General features: G+C 70.8%; 16 protein-coding genes. 5 read left to right on the top strand and 11 right to left on the bottom strand.

Going from position 1 to position 23,894, the window contains the following annotated elements:
* Positions 1 to 16 precede the first annotated feature (16 nt).
* Positions 17 to 1,087, bottom strand: a complete 1,071-nt coding sequence (locus tag WMF12_RS06935; RefSeq protein ID WP_437869568.1) for an FG-GAP repeat domain-containing protein — start codon at positions 1,085 to 1,087, stop codon at positions 17 to 19.
* Between the two features lie 632 nt (positions 1,088 to 1,719).
* Between WMF12_RS06935 and WMF12_RS06930 the strand changes: the two genes are divergently transcribed.
* Positions 1,720 to 2,679 carry an NAD-dependent epimerase/dehydratase family protein gene (locus tag WMF12_RS06930; RefSeq protein ID WP_437744822.1) on the top strand — a complete coding sequence of 320 codons (960 nt, stop codon included), beginning with the start codon at positions 1,720 to 1,722 and terminating at the stop codon, positions 2,677 to 2,679.
* 695 nt (positions 2,680 to 3,374) lie between these two features.
* Here the strand turns inward: WMF12_RS06930 and WMF12_RS06925 are convergent.
* From WMF12_RS06925 to WMF12_RS06915, 3 genes are all read right to left on the bottom strand, one after another.
* Positions 3,375 to 4,505: a hypothetical protein gene (locus WMF12_RS06925; protein ID WP_437869561.1), complete on the bottom strand. Its 1,131-nt coding sequence runs from the start codon at positions 4,503 to 4,505 to the stop codon at positions 3,375 to 3,377.
* A gap of 139 nt (positions 4,506 to 4,644) precedes the next feature.
* Positions 4,645 to 5,814, bottom strand: coding sequence for a hypothetical protein (locus WMF12_RS06920; RefSeq protein WP_437869560.1), 1,170 nt, complete (start codon positions 5,812 to 5,814; stop codon positions 4,645 to 4,647).
* A gap of 85 nt (positions 5,815 to 5,899) precedes the next feature.
* Entirely contained in the window at positions 5,900 to 7,039 is a 1,140-nt protein-coding gene (locus tag WMF12_RS06915; protein ID WP_437869559.1) for an RNA polymerase sigma factor, read from the bottom strand.
* 731 nt (positions 7,040 to 7,770) lie between these two features.
* Here WMF12_RS06915 and WMF12_RS06910 point away from each other — a divergent pair.
* A complete protein-coding gene (locus tag WMF12_RS06910) occupies positions 7,771 to 8,658 on the top strand; it encodes a hypothetical protein (RefSeq protein ID WP_437869558.1) in 888 nt (295 codons plus the stop codon).
* Positions 8,659 to 8,811: 153 nt separating this feature from the next.
* Here the strand turns inward: WMF12_RS06910 and WMF12_RS06905 are convergent, their stop codons facing one another.
* From WMF12_RS06905 to kdpF, 6 genes are read right to left on the bottom strand one after another with little or no spacing between them, the layout of a single operon-like run.
* Positions 8,812 to 9,516 (bottom strand): response regulator, encoded by a 705-nt coding sequence (locus WMF12_RS06905; protein WP_437869557.1) that lies wholly within the window; start codon positions 9,514 to 9,516, stop codon positions 8,812 to 8,814.
* 16 nt (positions 9,517 to 9,532) lie between these two features.
* Positions 9,533 to 12,265 carry a DUF4118 domain-containing protein gene (locus WMF12_RS06900; protein ID WP_437869554.1) on the bottom strand — a complete coding sequence of 911 codons (2,733 nt, stop codon included), beginning with the start codon at positions 12,263 to 12,265 and terminating at the stop codon, positions 9,533 to 9,535.
* Positions 12,266 to 12,279: 14 nt separating this feature from the next.
* Positions 12,280 to 12,852: a potassium-transporting ATPase subunit KdpC gene (kdpC, locus tag WMF12_RS06895; RefSeq protein ID WP_437869552.1), complete on the bottom strand. Its 573-nt coding sequence runs from the start codon at positions 12,850 to 12,852 to the stop codon at positions 12,280 to 12,282.
* Positions 12,853 to 12,872: 20 nt separating this feature from the next.
* Entirely contained in the window at positions 12,873 to 15,065 is a 2,193-nt protein-coding gene (kdpB, locus tag WMF12_RS06890; protein ID WP_437869550.1) for a potassium-transporting ATPase subunit KdpB, read from the bottom strand.
* The gene (gene kdpA, locus WMF12_RS06885) at positions 15,062 to 16,804 is read right to left on the bottom strand and encodes a potassium-transporting ATPase subunit KdpA (RefSeq protein ID WP_437869548.1); all 1,743 of its coding nucleotides are present in this window, start codon (positions 16,802 to 16,804) and stop codon (positions 15,062 to 15,064) included. The genes kdpB and kdpA overlap by 4 nt, the downstream gene beginning before the upstream one ends.
* Positions 16,801 to 16,893: a K(+)-transporting ATPase subunit F gene (kdpF, locus tag WMF12_RS06880; protein WP_437869545.1), complete on the bottom strand. Its 93-nt coding sequence runs from the start codon at positions 16,891 to 16,893 to the stop codon at positions 16,801 to 16,803. The genes kdpA and kdpF overlap by 4 nt, the downstream gene beginning before the upstream one ends.
* Positions 16,894 to 17,225: 332 nt before the next feature.
* On the opposite strand from kdpF, the gene WMF12_RS06875 reads away from it, so the two are divergent.
* From WMF12_RS06875 to WMF12_RS06865, 3 genes are all read left to right on the top strand, one after another.
* A complete protein-coding gene (locus WMF12_RS06875; RefSeq protein WP_437869543.1) occupies positions 17,226 to 18,647 on the top strand; it encodes a hypothetical protein in 1,422 nt (473 codons plus the stop codon).
* Between the two features lie 387 nt (positions 18,648 to 19,034).
* Positions 19,035 to 20,120, top strand: coding sequence for an FG-GAP repeat domain-containing protein (locus WMF12_RS06870; protein WP_437869541.1), 1,086 nt, complete (start codon positions 19,035 to 19,037; stop codon positions 20,118 to 20,120).
* Positions 20,121 to 20,605: 485 nt separating this feature from the next.
* The gene (locus WMF12_RS06865; RefSeq protein ID WP_437869539.1) at positions 20,606 to 21,784 is read left to right on the top strand and encodes a hypothetical protein; all 1,179 of its coding nucleotides are present in this window, start codon (positions 20,606 to 20,608) and stop codon (positions 21,782 to 21,784) included.
* A gap of 106 nt (positions 21,785 to 21,890) precedes the next feature.
* Here WMF12_RS06865 and WMF12_RS06860 read toward each other — a convergent pair whose 3' ends face one another.
* Positions 21,891 to 23,591, bottom strand: coding sequence for a hypothetical protein (locus WMF12_RS06860; RefSeq protein ID WP_437869536.1), 1,701 nt, complete (start codon positions 23,589 to 23,591; stop codon positions 21,891 to 21,893).
* Positions 23,592 to 23,894: the final 303 nt, after the last annotated feature.

Below are 23,894 nucleotides of genomic sequence, written 5' to 3'. Positions count from 1 at the left end.
GAATCGCCCGGGTCGGTCAGCCGCCGGGGGGGCCCAGGATCACCGGCCCTGGCGAGAGGACGTGGGTGCCGTTCATCAACCACACCGCTACCTGGCTCGTCCCCGGGCGTTGCCACACGACATCCGACATCAGATCGGCGTTGACGTCACCGGCGGCGACCGCTGTCCAGCCGTCGCCGATCGGCCCGGGGATCACCGGCCCCGCGTCGAGGAGCTCGACGCCATTCATCAGCCAGATCGCCACGAGGCCCCTCTCCTCGTTGGTCCAGAGCACGTCCGACATGCCGTCAGCATTGAAGTCGGCCGCCCAGAGGATGTCCCATCCCTCGCCGCTCGGCCCGGGGATCACCGGCCCCCGCCCGAGGACCTCCGTGTTGCTCATCAGCCACACCGTCATCAGGTTGTGCACCTGGTCGTTCCAGATCACATCCGCGATGCGATCGAAGTTGAAGTCCGGCGTGGGGCCGATATCCCAGTCGCCGCCCGGCCCCGGGATGAACGGGCCCGGCGCGAGCAGCTGGACGCCATCCAGCAGCCACACCGTCATCAGGTTCTGCTCCTCGCTGTAAAAGAGCACATCCGAGGCGAGGTTGCGGTTGAAGTCGTTCGGCCGGATCACCCAGCCTCCGCCGCGCGGCCCGGGGAGCATCGGGCCCTGCGCGAACGGCCGGCCTCCGTCCGTCAGCCAGATCGTTATCAGGTCCCGCTCATCGTGACGCCAGAGCACGTCCGCCAGGCCGTCGAGGTTGAAGTCGTGCCCTATGGCGATCCAGCCTCTTCCGGCCGGCCCACGGACGATCGGGCCCGGCGTGAGCAGCTGGACTCCGTCCATGAACCATACGGCCATGAGGCTGCGCGCTGCGTCGATCCAGAGCAAATCCTGCTTTCCGTCGAAATTGTAGTCGATCACCTCGATGACCCTCCACCCGTAGGTGCTGGCCCGCTGCTCTGCGACCCCGAGGGTGGGCGTCGCAGCCGCCGCGGATCCGCCCTCATCGGGCAGGTCGACGCCGGCCGCGCAGCCGAGCGCGGCGTGAATCGCAGCGGCGGCACACAGATACTTGGTCACGACCACAGGACTCGTCACGCTCGCCTCTCTTGCGCCGCGTGCGCGGCAAGGCCGCCGATCCTGGGGGGATGCGCGACCTCGCCCGTGGGCACGCCGCTCACGGGCCTCGTGGGACGGCAAGCGGCGGTCCATCCGAGGCCAGCGTTTGCGGGCGGCGCTCTCCGCCGCACTTCAATCCTATCGCAGCGGGCGCTCGGGCCCTCATGCGAGAGCGGTGGTCGCGGCCCTCGCTGGCTCCGTATCACATTCTTCTTCGAGCTCTCGAAGAATCGGAAAGAACGGTACAGAACCGGCTGCGCCTCAGAGCCGGAATTTGCGGCGTTCGCGACATAGCAAACCGTCCACGCAAGCCCGAGTGAGGATTCTGGGTGCCCTGGGCATCTCGTCGCTCGGTGGTGGCCGTTGCAGCCTGGCGAGCTGGGCGCCCGCGCCGGAGCGGGGGGAGTGTGCCTCCAGTGCTCGAGCTCTGCCACGGGTGCAAGCAGTACGTGCTGCCAGGCACGACGAGTTGCCCTCATTGCGGCGGTGACGTCGCCGTGCTGGACTCACGCTACGCAGCCAACCTCGCCGGCGCCCAAGCCGCAGCCGAGCGACTGCGACGGCTCCTCGAGTCGGCCCACCGCACGCCCGCTCCCAAGCGCGAGTAGATCATGCATTTCGTCCTGATTGGCGGGACTCGATTCCTTGGCCCAGCGGTGCTGCGGCGCGCCATGGAGCAACAGCATAGAGTGACCGTGGCGCATCGTGGGACACACGAGATCCCCGACCTGCCCGAGGTGGAGCATCTGCACGGCACGCGGGCGGAGCTGCTCGCGCCCGGAGCAGCGATCGAGCGCGCGCGCCCGGATGTGCTCGTCGATACGTTCGCCGGCGGTGCTACGGCCGAAAAGGCGACGTCACTCGCGGACTGCGCGCGACGCGCAGGAGTGCGGAAGGTCGTCGCGGTGAGCTCGATCGACGTCTACCGCTACCTCGTCCAGGCGGGCATCGGGGACGGTTCAGGACAATCCCTGCTCCCAGATACGCCGCTCCCGCTCACCGAAGACGCGCCCACGCGAACGTCGCCGTATCCAGGAGCGCCGCCGAACCATGATAACGCGGCGATGGAGATGGCTCTCCGTGACAGCGCCGGCGATGTTACCGTGCTGCGGCCCGGAGCCATCTACGGGCCCAACGATCCTCGATCGCGGGCGTGGCCTTTGATCCGGAAGATCCGTTCGGGCATGCGCCGCCTGGAGCTGCCTGACCGCGGCGTCCAGGTATGTCATCAGGTCGCGCTCGATCGCGTGGCCCGGTCCGTCATTGCAGCCGTCGAGCGTGCGCCGCGGGGCTTTTGGGCCTGCAATGTCGTCGACCCTTATACGTGGACATACGCTGGCCTCGCGGCCGTGATCGGACGTATGTTCGACTGGGAATGGGAGCCGGCGGTGGTTCCCTTCGCGGCGGTCGACCACCCCTACAAGGTGTCGAGCCCGGTCCTGATCAGCGATTGCCGGCTGCGCGAGGTGCTCGGCGTGAATGAGCCCGATCCGCTGCAGGCGCTCGAAGAAGCGGTGCGCTGGCTGTGGGAGCACGGCCCCCCCGCAGACGCGACCTTTGCGGGCGACTGACACGAGGCATCTCGATGAATGCAACATTCCTCGACCTCCGATCCCTCCGTGCGCAGCTGCTTGCCTGGCACACGTCCGAGGAGCCGCTGGATGACCCAGCGATTGATCAGCTGCTCGATCTTCGCATAGAGAGCGTGGAAGCTGGCATTGTTCCGCTCAAACGAATCATTCAGTTTCCCGGCGAATGCTCGACTTACGAGGGGGCGTCGTACGCCTCGATTCGACGCTTCTACCGGTGGGCCGCACCGCGACCAGGGGACGTCGTCTACGACCTTGGTGCGGGCTATGGCCGCGTCCTCCTTTATGGCGGATTCATCTGCCAGGCCACGCTCCGGGGCGTTGAACTCATCGCCGCGCGCGTGGAGGAGGCGAACCGCGCCCTGGCGCGTCTCGACCTCGACGCCGTCGAGTTGCGGCTAGCATGCCGCTTTTGCGCTACGGCCTGCGGTTCTTCGTCACGAGAGGCGGCTGAGCTCCCCTCCCACGCACGAAGAGCCCGGATTCCTGGGGAGATCAGGCTCTACGGGCACCGCGAGCTCGGGACCGTGTCAATGTCGCCGTCCGCCTGGTCGAGGGAGCTCCTGACGCGCATGCAGTGCTCAGGCTGGGGCGAGGCGACCCGATCCAGATTGCGGAAGCGTCGCCGCCTGGAGAGCGCCGCCCCTCCTTATGCAGGCGTGATGCCGGTGCGAGCCCTATGCCTGGCAGCAGAACGTCGACGGCTCGGCCGGCAGCAGCTCGCCGAACGGCTCGCCGCCGCTCGGGGCGCAGCCGCCGGGATCCACGGCCACGACCTCCGCCGACTTGCTGCCGAGGGCGACGCCGGGCGGCGTGACCCCGCAGAACGGCGCCATGGAGCTGACGAGGTTCGATGCAACCTGCTCGACGCACGCGCCGTCGCTGTAGACGGAGGCCATGACGATGCACGACGCGCCCTCCGGCTCCCCGCAGCCGCACTCGGAGCAGCCGCGCGTGTCGTCGGCGCCGCCGTAGAAGACATGCCTGTCCACGTACGGCGCCTCGCACGTCACGTCGCCCTCGTGGAAGATGCACGTCAGGAAGCCGCCGGGCGGCGGGACCCCGGGCTGGTCCGGCGAGGGCATGCAGGTGCTCCGGTCGCCCACGCACTCCGTGTAGGCGCCGGGCACGCAGGCGAGCGCCCGGGTCTGCCACGGGTCGAGGAGCGCCGGCGGCGGGGGCTCGTCGACCCTCGGCGTGCAGGCGGCGGTGACCAGCACGGCGGGCGCGTCGATCGAGATCGACTTCACACACGGCTGCCCGCCGCAGTCCTGGCCCGCGGGGATGGCGTTCTCGGCGGTGCAGGCGCCGTCCCAGCCGCCGGGCGCAGCGAAGGGGGTCGCAACGCTGCCGGGGTCGCCGGAACACGTCGTCGAGGTGTGCGCCGACCAGCCCAGCGGAAGCTGGCACAAGGCTGTAGCCGCGCCGGGCGGATCGCACAGGCAGGACGCGCAGGTGAGCGGCGCGGGCGCCAGGTCGGCGAACCCCTCGTAGCCGACGTTCGGCGCGGCGGCGGGGCATGCGGGTACCTGGTCCCGCGGGCCGAACCAGAGGAGCGCCGGTCCGAACCAGCCGAGCGGCGCCGGTGGGACGCAATCGCCGGCGCAGGCGGTCTCGTCGCCGCCGCCGGCCCCGCCGTCGCTGCCACCCGCACCGCCCTCGCCGCCGGCCCCTCCGCCACCTTGCTCGGGCCACGGGCAGCCTGGATGGCCGTATTCCTGAGGCTGACAGGGACCGTGGATGATCGCGTCGCCGGAGCAGCCCACCAAGGAGAACAGTCCCACGAACAACCAGGAGAAGAGGCGCATGCCGGAGAAGCTACCTGACGGGACTTCACGCTGACAACGGAGATTCATGACGACACAGGCGATTGCATGCCACATTGCGGATCTCTTCTAAAAATTGTCATGTTGGATGCGGAAGGTCCCCGGCGTCATTCGAGCTCGTTCAATACATTGCCGTGATACCGAATCCGAGCGCAGCGCCGACCGGGGGTGACGACCAGGTGAGGGGTGAAGGCGGTTCACTTCCATCTTTCTGGCGTCGAAGAACCGCGTCTGCGACGATCCAGACGGCTTCGGCGTAAGCGTGCGCGGACCACCTGTCCGACAAGGGCCACGCGCCGCCGAACCGCGGGCCGACGCCGAGCATCGGCTGGCCGGGTGAGCTGATGGTCCACGGCGCCCGAGGGACGAACCGGACCACGCCGATGGAGGCGACCCCGCAACCGAACAGGGTTTGGCCGCGACGACAGGCCAGTGCAGCCGCCGTGAATGCCCTGGTGCGGACGGGTACCGCTTCCACCTCCTGCGCCAGGGACACGAGCCCGCGTCCCTCCACCGCCATCGACCAGTCGTGCCGGCGAACACCGAAGGAGAGCGTCATCCCGACCGCGGCTCCCGGCGTGATCCCCTGGCCCAGGGTCGCCCCGAGCCCCGCTTCGAGCCGCAGCCGCTCCGGCGGAGCCGGCGCCGTCTCCGGCCGAGACGACGCCTGCGGCGGCTCGGCCGGCCGAGGTGGCTCCGGCCGGGCACGCTGCGCTTGCGGGGGCGACGCCGCGGGCGGCGAGGAGGGCTCCGGCGGCGAGGGCTCGGGCGGCGGCGAGGAGGGCTCGGGCGGCGGGGATGCCGGCTCCGGCGCGCTCACGACGCGCGCCACGATCGCCAGGGCCACGCCGGAGAGCAGCTCCTCGCAGCCGCTCCGGGCGCCGAACCCGTCAGCCCACCGGGTATCGCCCGCGCCGTCGCGCAGCGCCAGCAAGGCGGTGAGCTCCGGCCCCTCCTGCGCGATGCGGACCGTGAGCACCTGCGGCGCGTCGTCCTGGAACGGGTCGGCGCCGAGCCGGCGCGCCACCTCCGCGCGCAGGAACGCGTCGCCGGGGCAGCTCTCGGTGCCCGGGCCTCGCACGACCTCGATCCGCATCGCCGCGCGCGGCGCGTCCGGCGCGGCGCGGGCGTCCCCGGCGCCGAGCAGGACGGTGGCCGCCGCCACGGCGAAGCGCGCCGAGCGCCCCGTGCGCGCCGAGCGCCCCGCGCCCCGGAGCGGTCCGGTGGCGCAGAGGCCGCGGGCCGGTCGCGCGCCGAGCCCCGCTCTCGGTCTCGCCCTGGACCGGCTCATCGCGCCGGCTCTCTTGCTGGCGCGCCCGGCGCCGGATGGGCGAGGCGCGCCCGGGCCGCCGTGCGAAGCTGCTCTCGCACGGACTTCAGCCGGCCTGCGGGGAACCGCGCCTCGTGCGCGGCGAGCTGCCGGAGCGCCCCGGCGGGATCGCCCGTGGAGAGGCGCTCTTGCGCCGCCGCGAGCAGCCGGCGCTCCTCCACGAAGGCGTCCTCCCGCGCGCCCGCCGGCGGCGCCGCCCGCGGCGCGGCCGGGCCGGGCGCGCGGGCGCGTCGGCCGCCGGCGCCGCCGGCCGCGGTTCCGGGGTTTGCTGCGATGGCTGCGGCGGGGGTGCTGCAAGGCCGGCGCTGGTCGTGGGGAGCTCGTAGGCCAGCGCCGCGTCGAAGCGGCGCGCCCAGAGCGGCCGCGACGGGGCGAGGGCGAGCAGCACGGCCGCCGTCGCCGCGCCGCCCGCCGCAGCGGAGCCGAGGGTGCGGCCGAGCCGGGCGAGCCACGATCGCAGGCTCGGGCCGACAGGCGCGTGCGGCACCCCGGCCGGCGCGACGGCGGCGCTCGCGCCGCCGTCGCGCACAAGGAAGTCCGACGCCAGGGGAAACACGAGCCAGCAGGCGCGCAGCGCCTGTCGCCGCTCCGGGCGCAGCCGCTTGACGGCGGCACGGTAGTCCTCGCGGGCAAGGCGCAGCCGGTTGCTGGCGGTGTTGTAGTTGAGGCCGAGCTCGCGCGCGATGTCGACGAACGGCACCTCGTAGGCCTCGTGAAGGACCAGGAGGACCCGCCGCTCGGGCGCGATCGTCAGGAGCACCTCCCTCGCGACCTCCAGCCGCTCTTGCTCCGCGATGCGCTCCTCGCTGAGCGGCGCGGGATCGATGGCCTGGCAGCGCGACGCCGGACGCAGGCCGTCCGGCACCTCGCGGCGGCGGTAGGCGCGGTCCAGGTGGTGGCTGACCTTTCGCCATGCGATCCCGAACACCCAGCGGGCCTCGGGGCTGCTGTGCTGGCGCCGGCGGTCCCGGCGCGGCGGATGGCTGGCGATCCAAGCCTCGCGCTCCGGCGGGGACCAGCCGGGGTCGAACCGATCCAGGCTCTCGTACGCCGCGAGCAGGACGTCTTTGCAAGACGTCGTCGATGTCGGGCTCGGCGACCCCCAGGAGCCGAAGCGCGCGGGGGAGAATTTCCACCGCGGCAGCGTGAACGGAATTCCATGTGTGGTCGCGGGAGGAGCCTTCAACGGGGGAAAGAAGTGCGCTCATATTCTCAAATTGCGCGGAGCTTTCCGGGGCTGTTTGTAAAATGCGCCTCCCGGTGCGCGGGGTTGGAGGCTCGCCCGCGCTGCACGCCGCCCGCGGTGGCAGGCGACCCGCTCCGCCCTCGGCGCACCGGACACGGTCTTCCTGGGGCAGCTCCGCTGCCTCCGGCGCACCGGACACGGTCGTCCCAGGCTAGCTCCGCTGCCTCCGGCGCACCGGACACGGTCGTCCCAGGCTAGCTCCGCTGCCTCCGGCGCACCGGACACGGTCTTCCTGGGGCAGCTCCGCTGCCTCCGGCGCACCGGACGCGGTCTTCCTGGGGCAGCTCCGCTGCCTCCGGCGCACCGGACACGGTCTTCACTGGCTAGCTCCGCTGTCCCCGGCGCACCGGCCGCGGTCTTCCCAGGCTAGCTCCGCTGCCTCCGGCGCACCGGCCGCGGTCGCCGTCGATGCCCTTCGTCGCAGATGGCACAGCCTTCGCTCCAGGTCGATGCAGGCGCGAAAGCCATGGCGCAAGATTACGACTCTGGTGGCACCTCGTTCATGAATTCAGCCGGCACCGTTGACACCCCACGATGCCTAGTTACCCCTGGCCGGAACGTCCGGCGCGCGCCGGACGCTCACATCACGTCCAGCGCGGGGGGTCGGGGAGCATGGCAGTCCATGTTCTCTCGGCGCCCGGCGAAGGACATCAACGAGAGGTGCTCCCCTCATGGCCAAGCCTTCGACTCCGATCAAGAAAAAGCCCGCTCCCAGGAAGCCCGCAGCCCTGCCCCAGGCGGCGGCGTTCGACAGGGCTCTCCCCGAGATCGCGGCGCTGAGCCCGGATCGGCTCGTCGCCATCAACCTCGATATCCCCCGCGCGGTCTCCCAGGTGCTGGGCGTGCTGCCTGGCCTCCTCGCGCTGCGCCCCGCCGTTGCGGAGCAGCTCCAGAAGCACGATCTCGCGCTGCTCGACCGGCTCGAGACCTACGCGCTCGCCGCGTGGCACGCGCACCTCATGTGGCTGTCCAGCAGAGACCCCGAGAGCGCGGTGAAGCCTCTCCTCGCAGAGGCGGTCCCGCTCCGCGAGAACCTGCTGAGCGACGCGGAGGCGCTCGCCCGCCGCGGCCTGCTCGACGCGGAGGCGGTCGCGGAGATCCGCGCGGGACAAGGGCACATCGATACAGCCAACGACCTCGTCGCGCTGTCGGCGCTGTTCAGCGGCAGCTGGTCCGAGATCGCCGGCAGGACGGCGGCGACCGAGGAAGAGGTGAAGCGAGCCGGGGAGATCGGGCCGCAGCTGCTCGCCTCCCTCGGCGTGAGAGAACACGGCGCAGGGCCCGGGCCGACCGAGGCCGCAGACAGGCGAGCGCGCGCGTTCGCGCTGCTCGTGCACGCCTATGACCAGACCCGGCGCGCCGTCGCCTACCTGCGGTGGGACGAGGGGGATGCCGACACGATCGCGCCGTCGCTCTACAAGGGCCGTGGCCGCGCGGCGTCGTCCAGCGACACCGCTGCTGCGCCGGACGACGCCGCGCCGCCCGGCGCTGCACCGGCGGGCACGCCGGCGCCGGCGGCGCCCAGCGCGGCGCCCAACGGCGCACCGCCGCTCAACTAGCCGGCTGACTGGCTACCCTGCGAGCGCCTTCGCACGATCAGGACGAACACCCACGCCACGTCCGATGGCAATTGCCCGCAGGGTGCCTGCTGGTGACCGGTCGACACGCGCCGCGCGCTCCCGGCAATCCCACCCCTACATGCCAGGATCGACTCAAGGGCTCTTGAGCCGGTAGCCCACGCCTGGCTCCGTGATCAGGATCGACGGGCGCGCCGGATCGCGCTCCAGCTTGTGCCGGAGCTGCGCCATGTAGACGCGCAGGTAGTGCGCCTGCCCCGCGTAGGCGGGCCCCCACACCTCGCCGAGGAGCTGGCGATGGGTGAGGACCTTGCCCGCGTGCCGTATCAGCGTCGTGAGCAGCTTGTACTCGATGGGGGTCAGGTGGATCTCCTCGCCCGCCCGCAGCACGACCCGGCGCGCGAGATCGACCTCGATGTCCTGGACCGCGAAGCGGTGGCCCTCCGCCGTCGCCCCGCGCGCCGCGCTGGCGGCGTGGCGCAGCGCCACGCGCAGCCGCGCCTGGAGCTCACCGGCGCTGAAGGGCTTGGTCAGGTAGTCGTCGGCGCCGCCGTCCAGCGCGTCGATCTTGTCCTGCTCCTGACCGCGGGCCGACAGCACGATGATGGGGACGGCGCTCCACTCCCGGAGCCGCCGGGTCACCTCCAGGCCGTCCATGTCCGGGAGCCCCAGATCGAGGAGCACGAGATCCGGATTGCGCGTCGTCGCCTGGGCGATCCCGTCGCTGCCCGTCTCGGCCTCCACGAGCCGGTAGCCGCGGGCCACCAGCATCGCGCGGAGGAACCGGCGCATCTGCGGCTCGTCCTCGATCAGCAGCACGAGGGGGGACGCGTCCGACATTCGCCCAGCCACGTTATCAAGCGCCCGCCGCCGCCGGCAGCTCCGGGCTCGCGAGGTTCGGCGGGCGGCCCTCGATGGGCAGCGTCACGCGGAAGGTCGCGCCCCCGTGAGGCCGGTTCTCCGCCGCGATCCGCCCGCCGTGCGCGGTCACGATGCCACGGCAGATCGTGAGGCCGAGGCCGATGCCCCGCTGCGTGTGGCCACGCCCCCGGTAGAACTTCTCGAAGAGGGTCTCCTCCTCGCCGGGCGGGAGGCCCGGACCGCGATCCTTGATCTCCAGCGTGGCCACGTTCCCCTCGGTGAACCCCCGGATCCCGATCGGGCTGCCGGCGGGCGAGTACTTGAGCGCATTCTCGAGCAGGTTGATGAGCACCTGCTCGATCAGCACACCATCCATCGGGACGAGATCCATCGCACGGTCGAGCTCGATCGAGACCTCCCGGCCTTGAAGGTGCTCCTCGACCCGGTTCAGCGCAGCCCCGACGACCTCCTCCAGCGGCAGCCACTCCTTCTTGACCGCGAGCGCCCCGGACTCGAGCCGCGTCATGTCCAGCAGGTTGCGCACGAGGCGCTCGAGCCGCTGCGCCTCCTCCAGCACCGTCTGCGTCAGATCGCGGCGAGCGGCCGGGTCGAGCGCCGCCCCGTCGTTGCCGTCATCGAGCAGCGCCCCCGCCGCGCCGGTGATGGTGGCGAGCGGCGTGCGCAGATCGTGCGAGACGGAGCTCAGGAGGGCGTTGCGGAGCTCCTCCGCCTGCGCCTTCAGCCGGGCGCGCTGGGCCTGCCTCGCGAGCAGGGCGCGCTCCAGCGCGAGCGCCGTCTGCGTGGCGAAGGCGCCGAGCAGCTCGCGCCGGCTCAGGTCGAGGAACGGCCACGGTCGGCTCGCGCGGACGCTGAGGACGCCGATCGGCCCGGAGGAGCCCTGGAGCGGCAGGTGCATCGCGCCCGCGCTCGGGAGGGTGTCGGTGCCAGCGCCCGCGGCCTTGCCGCGCGCATACGCCCACTCCGCGACCGCCCGCTCCTGCTCCCCCGCGACCAGATCCTCGGCCGTGCCCGCCCGGACGGCGAGGCGGCCGTCGGCGCCGGGCAGGAGGACGACGGCGTCGGCCTCGAAGACCTCGCGCACATGGCGCGCGGCAGCCAGGCTGAGCTTGTCGATCCCGCGCAGGGCGGCCAGCTCCCGGCTCATCGCGTAGAGCGCCGCGGTGCGCTGCTCGCGCTCGCTGGCGCTCTCGGCCTGGCCGCGGATGCGCGCGGTGAGGCTGGCGATGACGAGGCCCACGCCCAGCATGATGGCGAACGTGAGGAGGTAGCGGAGGTCGCTGACCGCGAAGGTCAGGTACGGCCTTACGAAGAAGAAATCGAAGGCGGCGACGCCGAGCACCGACGCGAGCACCGAGGGCCCGGCGCCGAAGCGGCTCGCGACGAAGACGACCCCGAGCAGGTACACCATGATCAGGTTCGCCAGGTCGGAGAACGGGTGCATGAGCCACGAGACCAGCGTGCAGATCACCGCCGCGCACGCGCCCCAGGCGTAGGCCAGCGGCCGGAGCCCGCGCCGCTCCGGCGGCCCGGGCTCCGGCTTCGCCGCCTCCGCCACCCCCTGGATGACGTGGACGTCGATGTCGCCGCTCTGCCGCACGAGATCGTCGAGCAGCGAGCCGTAGATGAAATCCTTCCAGCGGGGGTGGGTCGGCTTGCCGACGACGATCTTGTTGACGTTGTGGCGCCTGGCGTACCGCAGCACCTCCCCGGCGACCTCCGCGCCGTGGAGCTGGACCGTGGTGGCGCCGAGGCGCTCGGCGAGCGCGAGGTTCCGGTCGACCCGCTCGCGATCGGCCTCGGACAGCCGCGCCTGGGCCGGCGTCTGCACATAGACCGCGTGCCACTCCGCCTTCAGGCCGCCGGCCATCCGCCGCGTCGCCCGGATGAGCCGCGCCGACATGGGGCTCGGGCCGACGCAGACGACGATCCGCTCGGCGACGGCCCACGTCTTCTGGATGCCGTGGGCGCGCATGTAGCCGCGCATCTGATCGTCGACGCGCTCGGCGGTGCGCCGCAGGGCGAGCTCGCGCAGGGCGATCAGGTTGCCCTTGCGGAAGAAGTTGGTCGCCGCGCGCTCGATCTGCTCCGAGAGGTACACCTTGCCCTCGCGCAGCCGCTCGAGGAGGTCGTCCGGGGGAAGGTCGATGAGCTCGATCTCGTCGGCGCGCTCGATCATCGAGTCGGGCACCGTCTCCCGGACCACGACGCCGGTCACCTGGGCCACCACGTCGTTCAGGCTCTCGATGTGCTGGACGTTGACGGTGGTGTGGACGTCGATGCCGGCGTCGAGCAGGTCCATGACGTCCTGCCAGCGCTTCGTGTGCCGCAGCCCGGGGGCGTTCGTGTGCGCGAGCTCGTCGACGACGAGGAGCTTCGGACGGCGCTTCAGCGCGGCCTCGAGGTCGAAATCGCGCAGCGTCCTGCCGCGGTGCTCGACCTCGATCGCCGGCAGGCGCGGCAGCGGCGGGGGCTCGTCGAGGAGCGCCTCCGTCTCGGCGCGCCCGTGCGTCTCGACCCACCCGACGACGACGTCGACCGCTTCCTCGCGGAGCGACCGCGCCGCCTCCAGCATCGCATACGTCTTGCCGACCCCGGGCGCGGCGCCGAAGAAGATCTTGAGCTTGCCCTTCTTCCCGCGCTCCTCCTCCTCTCGGGCCGCAGCGAGCAGCGCCTCGGGATCCGGCCGATCGTCGCTTGCGTCCGCCACCTCGCGCTCTCCTCTCAGCGGGCGCCGTCGAGGGCGAGGTTCAGGAGGAGCACGTTCACGTGGGGCTCGCCGAGGAGCCCGAGCAGGCGCCCCTCGGTGTGCCGCGCGACGAGCCGGCGCACCTCGGCTTCTTCCAGGCCGCGCGCGCGCGCCACGCGCCGCACCTGAACCTCCGCTGCCGCGGGGCTGATGTGCGGATCGAGGCCGCTGCCGGAGGCGGTCACCAGGTCGACCGGCACCGGCGCGGTGCTCTCCGGATCGCCGGCGCGGAGCGCGTCGACCCGGGCCTTGACCGCCTCGGCCAGGGCGGGGTTCGCGGGCCCGAGGTTGCTCCCGGCGGAGGCCTGCCCCGCGTAGGGCACAGGGCTCGTCGCCGAGGGGCGTCCCCAGAAATAGCGAGGATCGTCGAACGGCTGGCCGAGCAGGCTCGACCCGACCACGCGGCCGCCCTGGAGCACGAGGCTGCCGTTCGCCTGATGGGGGAACGCGGCCTGCGCGATGGCGGTCGAGAGCAGTGGGTAGGCGAACCCCGTGACGCCAGTGAGGACGAGGAGGAGGACGAGGGTGGGTCGCAGGTGCGCGAGCATGGCGTTCTTTCCTTGAGTGATCAGGCGAGGCCAAGGGCCGAGAGGAGGAGATCGATGATTTTAATCCCCACGAACGGTACGACGAGCCCGCCGAGGCCGTAGAGGAGCAGGTTCCTGCGGAGCATCCGCTCCGCGCCGACGGACCGGTAGCGGATGCCCCGGAGCGCGAGCGGGATGAGCGCGACGATGATCAGCGCGTTGAAGATCACCGCGGAGAGCACCGCGCTCCGCGGCGTGGCGAGCCCCATCACGTTGAGCCGCCCGAGCGCGGGGTAGGTCGAGACGAAGGCCGCCGGGATGATGGCGAAGTACTTCGCGACGTCGTTCGCCAGGCTGAAGGTCGTGAGCGCGCCGCGCGTCATCAGGAGCTGCTTGCCGATCTCGACGATCTCGATGAGCTTGGTGGGGTTCGAGTCGAGATCCACCATGTTCCCGGCCTCCTTCGCGGCCTGGGTGCCCGTGTTCATGGCGACCGCGACGTCCGCCTGCGCCAGGGCGGGGGCGTCGTTCGTCCCGTCGCCGGTCATGGCGACGAGCCGACCGCCCGCCTGGTAATCGCGGATCATCTTCAGCTTCGCCTCGGGCGTGGCCTGCGCCAGGAAGTCGTCGACGCCGGCCTCGGCGGCGATCGCCGCGGCGGTGAGCGGGTTGTCGCCCGTGATCATCACCGTCTTGATCCCCATGCGCCGGAGATCGCCGAAGCGCTCCTGGATGCCGCCCTTCACGATGTCCTTGAGGTGGATGACGCCGAGCACCGCGCTGCCCTCGGCGACCACGAGCGGCGTGCCGCCCTTGCGGGCGATGGCCTCCGTCACCGAGCGGACCGCGGCCGGGACCGCGCCGCCCTTCTCCTTGACGTAGGCCTCGATCGCGTCGAAGGCGCCTTTCCTGACCTCGCGCGCACCGCTGTCGACGCCGCTCATCCGGGTCTGCGCGGTGAAGGGGACGAAGCGGGCGCCGAGGGTCGAGAGATCGCGCTCGCGCAGGCCGTACTTCTCCTTCGCGAGCACGACGACGCTGCGCCCTTCGGGGGTCTCGTCGGCGAGCGACGCGAGCTGCGCGGCGTCGGCAAGCGCCCTGGCCTCGACCCCGTCCGTCGGGATGAGCTCCGTCGCCTGCCGGTTGCCGAGCGTGATCGTGCCGGTCTTGTCGAGCAGCAGCACGTCCACGTCGCCGGCGGCCTCGACCGCGCGGCCTGACATGGCGATGACGTTCGCCTGGATCATGCGGTCCATGCCGGCGATGCCGATCGCCGAGAGCAGCCCGCCGATCGTCGTCGGGATCAGGCACACGAGCAGCGCCGTGAGCACGGTGATGCTGATCGGGGCCCCCTGCCCTGCTGCCCGCACGCCGAAGACCGAGTACGGCAGCAGCGTCACGGTCGCGAGGAGGAACACGATCGTGAGCGCGGCGAGCAGGATGTCGAGCGCGATCTCGTTCGGCGTCTTCTTCCGCTTCGCCCCTTCCACCATCGAGATCATCCGGTCGAGGAACGCCTCGCCGGGGTTCGCGGAGATGCGGAGGATGAGCCAGTCGGACAGGACGCGCGTCCCGCCCGTGACGGCGCTCCGGTCGCCGCCGCTCTCCCGCACCACCGGGGCGCTCTCGCCGGTGACGGCGCTCTCGTCGACCGACGCGACGCCGACGACGATGTCGCCGTCACCGGGGATGATCGCGCCTGCCTCCACGAGCACGAGGTCTCCCTTCCGGAGGCTCGACGCGGACACGGCGACCCGCTCCGCGTCGCGCTCCGGGGCGGAGAGCTTCACGGCCTCCACGTCGCGCCGCGCCTTGCGGAGCGTGTCCGCCTGCGCCTTGCCGCGCCCCTCGGCTACGGCCTCCGCGAAGTTCGCGAAGAGCACGGTGAACCAGAGCCAGAGGGAGATGGCGAGGATGAACCCGGCCGGCTCCTCGCCCTCGCCGACGAGCGCGTGGACGAACAGGGCCGTGGTGAGCGCGCTCCCGGCGAGGACCACGAACATCACCGGGTTGCGCGCCTGGTGGCGTGGGTCGAGCTTGCGGAACGCGGCGACGATCGCCGGCTTGACGATCGCCGGGTCGAGGAGCGGCCTCGCCGCGGTCTTCTTCCCCTCCACGTCGCGGGACGGGTGGCGCGGCCTCGGCGGCGGCGACAGCTCGGGGGGCGGGGGCGCAGGGGGGCCGAGCTTGGCCTTGGCGATCGCCTGGCCGGTGGTGTGAAGGTTCATGGTCATCGCGTCATCTCCAGGTGCTCGACGATCGGGCCCAGCGCGAGCGCGGGGACGAACGTGAGCGCTCCGACGAGCAGCACGGTGCCCGTCAGCAGCCCGACGAACAGCGGCGTGTGCGTGGGCAGCGTGCCCGGACCGACCGGCACGAGCTTCTTCCTCGCGAGCGAGCCCGCGAGCGCGAGCACGGGGACGATCACCGCGTAGCGGCCGACGAGCATCGCGACGCCGATGGCCGTGTTGTAGAAGGGGCTGTTCGCGCCGAGGCCGCCGAAGGCGCTGCCGTTGTTGTTCGCGCCGGACGAGAACGCATAGAGCACCTCGCTGAACCCGTGCGGCCCCGGGTTGAAGACGCCCTTCTGCCCTCCCTCCGTCATCACGGCGATCGCGGTGCCGACGAGGACCGTGATCGCCGGGAAGAGCACGACCAGGGACGCCATCTTCATCTCGAACGCCTCGATCTTCTTGCCCAGGTACTCCGGCGTGCGCCCCACCATCAGGCCGGCCACGAAGACGGCGATGACGACGAACATCAGCATGCCGTAGAGGCCGGAGCCCACCCCGCCGAAGACGACCTCGCCGAGCTGCATGAGCCAGAGGGGCACGAGCCCGCCGAGGGGCGTGAAGGAGTCGTGCATCGCGTTGACGGAGCCGTTCGAGGCCGCCGTGGTGGCGGTCGCCCAGAGGGCGGAGCTGGTGATGCCGAAGCGCGCCTCCTTCCCTTCCATGTTGCCGCCGGCCTGGAGCGCGCTCGCCGCCTGATCGACGCCCAGGGCGGAGAGCGCAGGGTTTCCCGCCTGCTCCGAGGCGACGCAGGCGACGAGGAGGACCGCGAAGATGGCCGTCATCGCGGCGAGGACGGCCCAGCCCTGGCGCCTGTCGCCCACCATCCGGCCGAACGTGTGGCACAGCGCGGCGGGGATGAGGAGCAGCGCGAGCATCTCGAGGAAGTTCGAGAGGGCCGTCGGGTTCTCGAACGGGTGCGCCGAGTTCACGTTGAAGAACCCGCCGCCGTTGGTCCCGAGCTGCTTGATCGCGATCTGCGAGGCCGCTGGCCCGAGCGGGATCACCTGCTCGACGACCACGTTGCCGCCCTGGTCCTTGACGGCCTGGAGCAGCGACGCGCTCTGGTACCCGCCGAAGCCCTGCACGACCCCCTGGGACACGAGGAGGACAGCGAGCAGGAGCGAGAGCGGCAGGAGGACGTAAAGCGTGCTCCGGACGAGATCGACCCAGAAGCTCCCGACGGTGTCCGCCGTCTTCCGCGTGATCCCGCGGATCAGCGCGACGAGCACGGCCATTCCGGTCGCGGCGGAGACGAAGTTCTGCACGGTGAGCCCGGCCATCTGCGTCAGGTAGCTGAGCGTCGACTCGCCGCCGTACGCCTGCCAGTTCGTGTTGGAGGCGAAGCTCGCTGCGGTGTTGAACGCGAGATCGGGCGGAACGGCGGCCATGCCCTCGGGGTTCAGCGGCAGGACGCCCTGGAGCCGCTGGAGGGCATAGAGGAGGAGGAGCCCGGCCAGGTTGAACGCGAGCACCGCGAAGGCGTAGTCCTTCCAGCGCATCTCCTCATCGGGACGCACGCCCGCGGCGCGGTAGACGAGCCGCTCGAGCGGCCCGAGGACGCTGGCCATGAGGCCGCGCTCGCCCTGGTAGACCCGCGCCATGTACGTGCCGAGCGGGACGGAGAGGCCGATGAGGACGGCGAGGTAGAGCGCTAGTTGAAGCGCGCCGATGGCGGTCATGACAGGCGCTCCGGCTTGAGGAGGGCGAAGATCAGGTAAAACAGGAGCCCCAGGGCGAGTGTGCCCGAGATCCAGGTGAACGCGATCATGGCGCTCAGACCCTTTCACAGAGCTGGATGAGCCCTGCAAACAGCAAAAAACAGGTGACTGTCAGTCCCAGGTAGACCATGTCCATGGCGACCTCATCGGGGGCCATCGGACGCCGCGGCGCCCGCGCCGACCGAGCGGGACAGAACGTAGTCCCGCGCGGGTCAAGGGACCGTCAAACTGAGGGGGCGCACCGTCAAGAAAGTATCAAGACGGCGGGATCGCGCCGCTCGGCCTTCCCCCCGCGCCTGCGAGCGGGTTGACGATCTCTTGACGGTGCCCGCCCGCCTCTTGACGGCTTCTTGACGCCGGCGGGCCTAGCTTTGCGCGCGTCATGCAGAACAGACCACCACTCTTCGTCATCCCCACGTACCGGCTGCGCGACGTGGGCGAGACCATCCACCTTTACGACGAGCACTTCTGGCGCAACGGACATGCGATCGCGTTGATCGTCTTCGACGACTCGAACATCCACAACCAGCAGAAGTACTATTCGCTGCTCGAGGAGACGGCTACCTACAACGACCTCTACTACGTCGGCCCGCGCGAGAAGGAGGCGTTCATCGCATACCTGAACCAGAGGCTCCGTGACCGCAAGCTCGAGCCGCTCGTCAGGAACCTGTTCCGCCCGAGCTACGGCGGGAACCGCAACTACACCCTGATGTACACGCTGGGCAGCCGCATGCTGAGCGCCGACGACGACATGCGCCCCTACGCGCTGGTCGAGGACAGCCCGGAGTCCCTGGAGAAGGATGAGATCTGCCGGGGCAAGCTCATCAGGGCGAACGGCAGCGGCTTCACCCGGAAATCGTTCGATATCCTAGCTGCGTTCCTCGACGTACTGGGCAAGCGCGTCACGGACGTCCCGTCGAACCACGTGCGCGGAGAGCTGCTCCGCGACAGCGCCATGGATCTCGAGACCAACGCCACGCAGGGCCTCGCCCGCGAGAACTCGCTTCTCCTCGACTCGGGCGACGTGCCCGAGGACGCGGTGGTCAAGGTCGCGCAGACGTTCCGGTCCGGGACGAACGACATCGACGCGATCGACTACGTGGAGTTGTTCCTCGACGACGAGGGGCAGGTGGAGCTCGACCAGCTGAGCGACGTCTACGTCCTCGTCAACTTCCGCCCCGCCGTCACCAACAAGAACTGGCGCATCGACTGCGGCGTGGCCGGCTATGACAACAGCTTCGGACTGCCGCCGTTCTTCCCGACGCGGCTCCGGTTCGAGGACTACATCTACCGGCTCTGGATCCAGCAGCAAGGCGTGGCCGCCGCCCACGTCGACGCCGCCCAGACGCACGTCAAGAACAACTACATGCGGAGCCCGCTCGCCGCCGAGGTGTTCAACGAGGAGGTGTCGAACCTCCTCAAGCTGAAGATCAAGTCGACCCTCTCGAAGATCGAGGACCTCAGCATCGGCTTCGACTATGGCGGCGAGGTGACCGCGGAGGACTGCGACCGGATCCTCGGGCGGATCACCGCGCTCCACGCGCGGGTGCTCGGCGCGGCAGCGGCGACCGTGAGCCGCGAGCGCGCCGACGCCCTGCGCACCTTCGCCGTGACCCTCGAGAAGACCTTTTACGGGTTCGAGCCTGACTTCTTCCAGCAGAACCTCGTGCGCATCGTCGACGACGTGATCTGCCAGTTCAAGGGCTCGCTCGAGCTGTGGCCGACGCTCGTCGAGATCTGCTACCTCCAGAAGAACCGCGCCGGACTGCCGCAGTCGCGCGTCCAGAACAAGCGGCGGCATTGACCCGCTCCGCCGCCCGCGTAGACGGGCGGCGGAGCCAGGTCACCCGCCGTCGTGGGGACCCAGGATCACTGGGTTCCTACGGGGTGTCCACCGAAGCGGAGAAGGATCACGAGGGCGTGTGATGACCTCGAAGAGGGTGGCTCTTCGCGATGGCGCTTGCGTAGCGCAATGAGGTTCAGATGGCGTTGTCGACTGCGTTACACCATATTCGATGATGTCGTCGTAGCGCACCGCCCGGCACGAGTGGTCGCAGGTGAGAGATGTTTGCATGGCCACCGCGGCGCACAGCGTGCGCCAGGAGTAACGGAACAATCTTCGCGCATTGGCTATTCTGGCAAGCATCGACGGCCTGGAGCCTGTGCACGAACGCAAGAGGAAGGCAGGGGCATGCGACTCGTCATGGTGGCCAATCTCATGAGCACAATTCCTGCAATATGTGCCATGTTCGCCTGCGCGGATGGCGCCGAGCGCGAAGCCAATGGTCTGCGTTCCGAAGGCCAGAGTCCATCGCCCGGCGTGGCGGCGCAGCGGTTGGACGGCAACAGGTGGAAGACCATCTACCCGGCCGATTTCAACCGCGACGGCATGGCGGACGTGCTCTGGAACAATGCCGGACAGAACCTGATGGCCGTGTGGCTGATGAACGACAGCCAGCTCCTGGCGCCGGGTCCGAACATCCCCGGACCGCTCGGCGACGGGTGGGAGGCGATTTCGGCTGGTGATTTCGACTACGACGGCATGGCGGACGTGTTCTGGTACAACAGCCCACAGAACCTGTTGGCCATATGGCTGATGAAAGGCAGCCAGCTCCTTGCACCGGGGCCGGTCATCCCCGGACCGCTCGGCGACAGGTGGGTGGCCGTGACGAGCGCTGCCGACTTCAACTTTGACGGGATGAATGACGTGGTCTTGAACAACCCCCGACAGAATCTGGCGACCGTGTGGCTGATGAACGGCACCCAGCTGCTCGCGCCGGGTCCGAACGTCCCCGGACCGATCGGAGACGGATGGATCGCCTCGACAACGGCCGACTTCAACTCCGACGGTATGGCGGACATACTCTGGAACAATGCCGGACAGAACCTGATGGCTGTATGGCTGATGAACGGCACCGAGCTGCTCGCCCCCGGTCCGAACATCCCCGGACCGATCGGAGACGGATGGGTCACCATCACGGCGCTCGACTTCAACTTCGACGGTATGGCGGACGTGCTGTGGCATAACGCCGCACAGAACCTGATGGCCGTGTGGCTGATGAACGACAGCCAGCTCCTTGCGCCGGGTCCGAACATCCCCGGACCGATCGGTGATGGGTGGGTGCCCGCGTCGGGCGTTGCCGATTTCAACTTCGATGGCATGGCGGACGTGCTATGGGGCAATGCCAAACAGGACCTGATGGCCACGTGGCTGATGAACGGCAGCCAGTTCCTTGCGCCGGGTCGGAACATCCCCGGACCGCTCGCAGGCAACTAGCGCTACTGCGGGAAGTCGGGAGGCGAACCGCCATGACGCCAAGGAACCAGGGAAATAGGAGGGCAAATGCAGGAACAGCCCTTCCCCTCGCCTCTTGGCGGCCTTGGCGGTTTTTCTGCTGATCCGGGGCAACTTCCCGCAGTAATGCTAGGTGCTCTGCGAGGTTACACAAGCAACCGAGCATGTTCCGGTATGGTTCTCAGGGTCAGGCAGTCCGGGCGGTGAACGCATCCACCGTGCTTTGCGCCGGACCTGGGCGCGGCGCCACCTGTGCGCCCACACGGCCAATCCCCGCTTCTTGCATCCATGGTCGTTGGAGATGCATTCGATGCACATCGAGCTGGTCGCGCCCCTGGATCCAGGGTGCTTGCCGCGTTTGCGCGATGGTTTCGGGAGGCCGAGGGAGACCATCGGCTCCTCGGCGCTCTGCACGCCGGCTCGGCTTCGTCTCTTCGCTGCGTTGATTGCAACCCAGGGGAGTGCACATGTTCGTTCCTGACGTGAAGCTCGTGCTCGGTACGGCGATGATGCTCGTTCCATCCATCACTTGCGTGAGCCCGCGCGAGGCGTCCGAGGTACCCGAGCGCGCGGACAGCGGCGTACGAGCCGGAGTCGGCGAGGCCCGGCAGTCCCTGTGTTTCGGTCAGACGATCACGAACGTCCTCGTTCTACCGGAGACGTTCCACTGGGAGGACGCCGCCCACCTGCTCCGCGTGGCGGAGGGATTCGGCCCGCGGACGCTCAGCGTCTCCGTGTCGGCGAGCGTCTCGCCGTCGGTGAGCGTGGTGCACACCATCACCCCCACGAATCCCGAGCCAGCGGCGCGCACGACGGGCAGCCGCGCGCGCAACAACCTCTGGCCCTTCCCGGCACTCTCGGAAGACGACCCGTTCGGGGTCTTCCAGCCCTTCCCGGGCATGCCGGGCGGCGGTGACACCTGGGGCCCTCAGCCGGCGCCGGGAATGCCGAGCGGCACCTGGGGCCCTCAGCCCTCGACGGGAATGCCGGGCAGCGGCGGCACCTGGAGCTATCAGCCCGCGCCAGGCATGCCGGGCGGCGGCACCTGGGGTCCTCAGCCTTCCTCGGCCACGTCGGGCGGCGACACGTCCCCGGGCGCCCAGCCCACACCGGGCCCGCTGGACGATTGCGTGCCGTCGAACGAGCAGATCTCCAAGGCCGTCGGGTTCAACGTGAGCGCGACCGTCGCGCTCGACGCGACCTCGGTCCTGTTCGTGCCCACGGCCGCGCTCGCGCGGGTCTCGGCCTATCCGGTCTACCAGCAATACACCTGGGATATCGTCAGCACCGTCGGCTGGAACTGGGAGAACAATGCAGCAGAGACCGTCGTCGTGGGCTCTGGCATCGCCTACAGGCCAATCGGTGTCTATTTCGATACCGACCTCATCTACGATCTGGCCGCGATCGGCGGCGGCGTGATCGACCCTGGCCCGTACGTGGATCCCGGAAACGGCGCCGGCGGCGCGGACAACGGCTCCATCCCCGGTAACGAGGAGGGCGGCGGCGGCGCGGGAGCCGGCGGTGCCGGGGCTACCGGCGGCGCGGGCGGCGACGGGGCTACCGGCGGCGCGGGCGGCGGCGCCGGCGCCAACGACGGCGCGGGCGGCGCCGGCGGCGCGGGCGGTCCTTGGATCATCGATCCGTAGATCGCTGGCAGCGCCAACGCCTCGGGTAGGGCGGCCGGCACCGGCGGCGCGGGCTCGCAAGGAGCCGATCTCGGCGATCCGACGCGCCACCCAGCGCGCGCCGCCCCTACCGCGCCGCCCGCGCGATCTCGTCGGCCGCCCGCGCCCTCTCCTCCGCCGACTTCGACAGCGGCCCCGTCAGGAGCGCCTGCGCCTCGCGGAAGCGCGCCGCCACGTCGGACCAGTAGCTCGCTTCCGCGCCCTGCGGGGCGGCGATCTGCTTGATGACGGCCGCGTCGTACGCCGCGATGCCCGCGTACGCCGAGGCGGGCTTCGCGCGGGCCACCCAGTCGAGCGCGGCGATATCGCCCAGGCCGAGCCCCGCGAGCGGCGCCCGCCGCATCATGAGCGCCGCGTCCTCGGGGCCGTTGCGCAGGCCGAGCGCGACCGCGAGCAGCGCCGTCGCCTCGGCGGGGCGCGGGGTGTCCTTGGGCCACGCCGCGAGCAGCGCGGTCGCCTGATCGAAGTCCACGGCCCGCCAGTACAGCCGGCCGAGCTCGAGCCGCGCCCTCGCATAGAGGAGCCTCGACTCGGGCGAGAGCTGCGCGGTGCGCAGCGCCGCGCGGTGCTGGAGCGGGACGCCCCGGCCGAGCAGGACGCGCAGGAGCTCGGGCCGCGCCGCCGCCTCGGGCGCGATCAGGCGGCCCGCGTAGTACGTCGGCAGCCGGGCGGCGAGCCGCTCGACGGCCGACGAGGGGGGGCTGCCCGCCGCGAGCGGCGGCAGCTCCAGCGCGTCCAGCGCGTCGACGCGCCGGCCGCCGTAGAGGCGGGAGAGCATCTCGCGCGCGCCGTCGACGCGGGCGTCGCGGAGAACGCCGACCGACGAGAGCTCGCGCAGGCCGACGAGCGCGGCGTCACGGCCGCGGGCCTTCCAGGGATCGAGCAGCTGATCGAGCTCGCCGTAATAGACGTTCGCGAGCTCCGCGTCCTTCCGCATGGCGTCCGGCAGCGGCGCGGACCGGACCGCCTCGACGAGCCGCATGTCGGCCCGCCCGGACTCCACGGCGACGATGCCCTTCGCGTAGAACGGAAGCTCGACGCCGCGCCGCCCGAGATCCTCGATCGCCCGGGCCTGCTCCGTCACCCACGCGAAGAGCGGCCCCTTGGTGAACGCGAGGACGCGCTGGACATCGTAGGGCGGCCGCAGCGTGGGCGGCTCGGTCGCGGTGCGCGCGAGCCGGGCGGAGAGCGTCAGGCCGAGCAGCACCTGGTAGAGGTCGCCCCGGAGCGCGCCGGGCGGCGCTTCGAGGAGCGGCGCGGCGATGGCGTCGCCGCAGGTGATGGGCGCGAGCTCGGCCCGGAGCGCGCGCGCGAGGCCCGCCTCGAGGCCCGCGCACGCCTCGACGCCCGCGAGCCGCGCGTCGCGCTTCGCCGTGTCGTCCTCGGCGAGCGCGGCGTCGAGCGCCTCGATCGCGCCCTGCGCGTCGCCGCAGGGCTGGGCTGGCGCGACGGCGGCGCGCCGCACGAACGCCTCGCAGGCGCGCGGCGCGGCGGGCACGCCGGCCGGCGCCGGGGGGACCAGCGCGGTCTTCGGGTCGAAGGGCGCCGGCTTCAGGATCGGGAGCCACTCGTCCTTGAGCGTGCCGTGGACGGCGAAGGCCTCTTCCTCCGGGAGCGGCGCCGGCGGCGGGGTCGCCGGGCGGCCGTCGCCCGGCGAAACCGGCGCGTTCGGCGCGGGCGGAGGCGCCCCGGCGCAGGCCGCGAGGGAGAGCCCGATCGCGGCGGCGAGGGCGTTGAAGGCGAAGTGCGAGCGAAGGTTGGAGGGCATCACGTCTCCTTGGACACGGGCGGTCCGCAAAGGTTTCGCGGAGGAGCGGCGGGCGTCCATCACAATCCGAGCGGGGGCGCAACCTGGGCGCCGCCCACGGCACGACGCCGCGGCCGGGGCCCCACCCGGGGTCCCTCTCTCTCGGTCACGCTCTGACCACGGCCCGACAGCCGCGTTCTACGTGCATCGATCGCTAAACGCAAACAGCGAACCTTGTGGTGCGCATCGCACCCACGGCCCTTGACAGCTCCGTCCTCAATGCGATGTCATCGTCACGAAGGACAACCATGTACACTGGGATGC

This window comes from Sorangium sp. So ce363 (assembly GCF_051520435.1).
GTDB classification, from domain to species: domain Bacteria; phylum Myxococcota_A; class Polyangia; order Polyangiales; family Polyangiaceae; genus Sorangium; species Sorangium cellulosum_B.
Note: the sequence above shows the minus strand (reverse complement) of the source record. Positions and strands in the feature narration are given on the sequence as shown.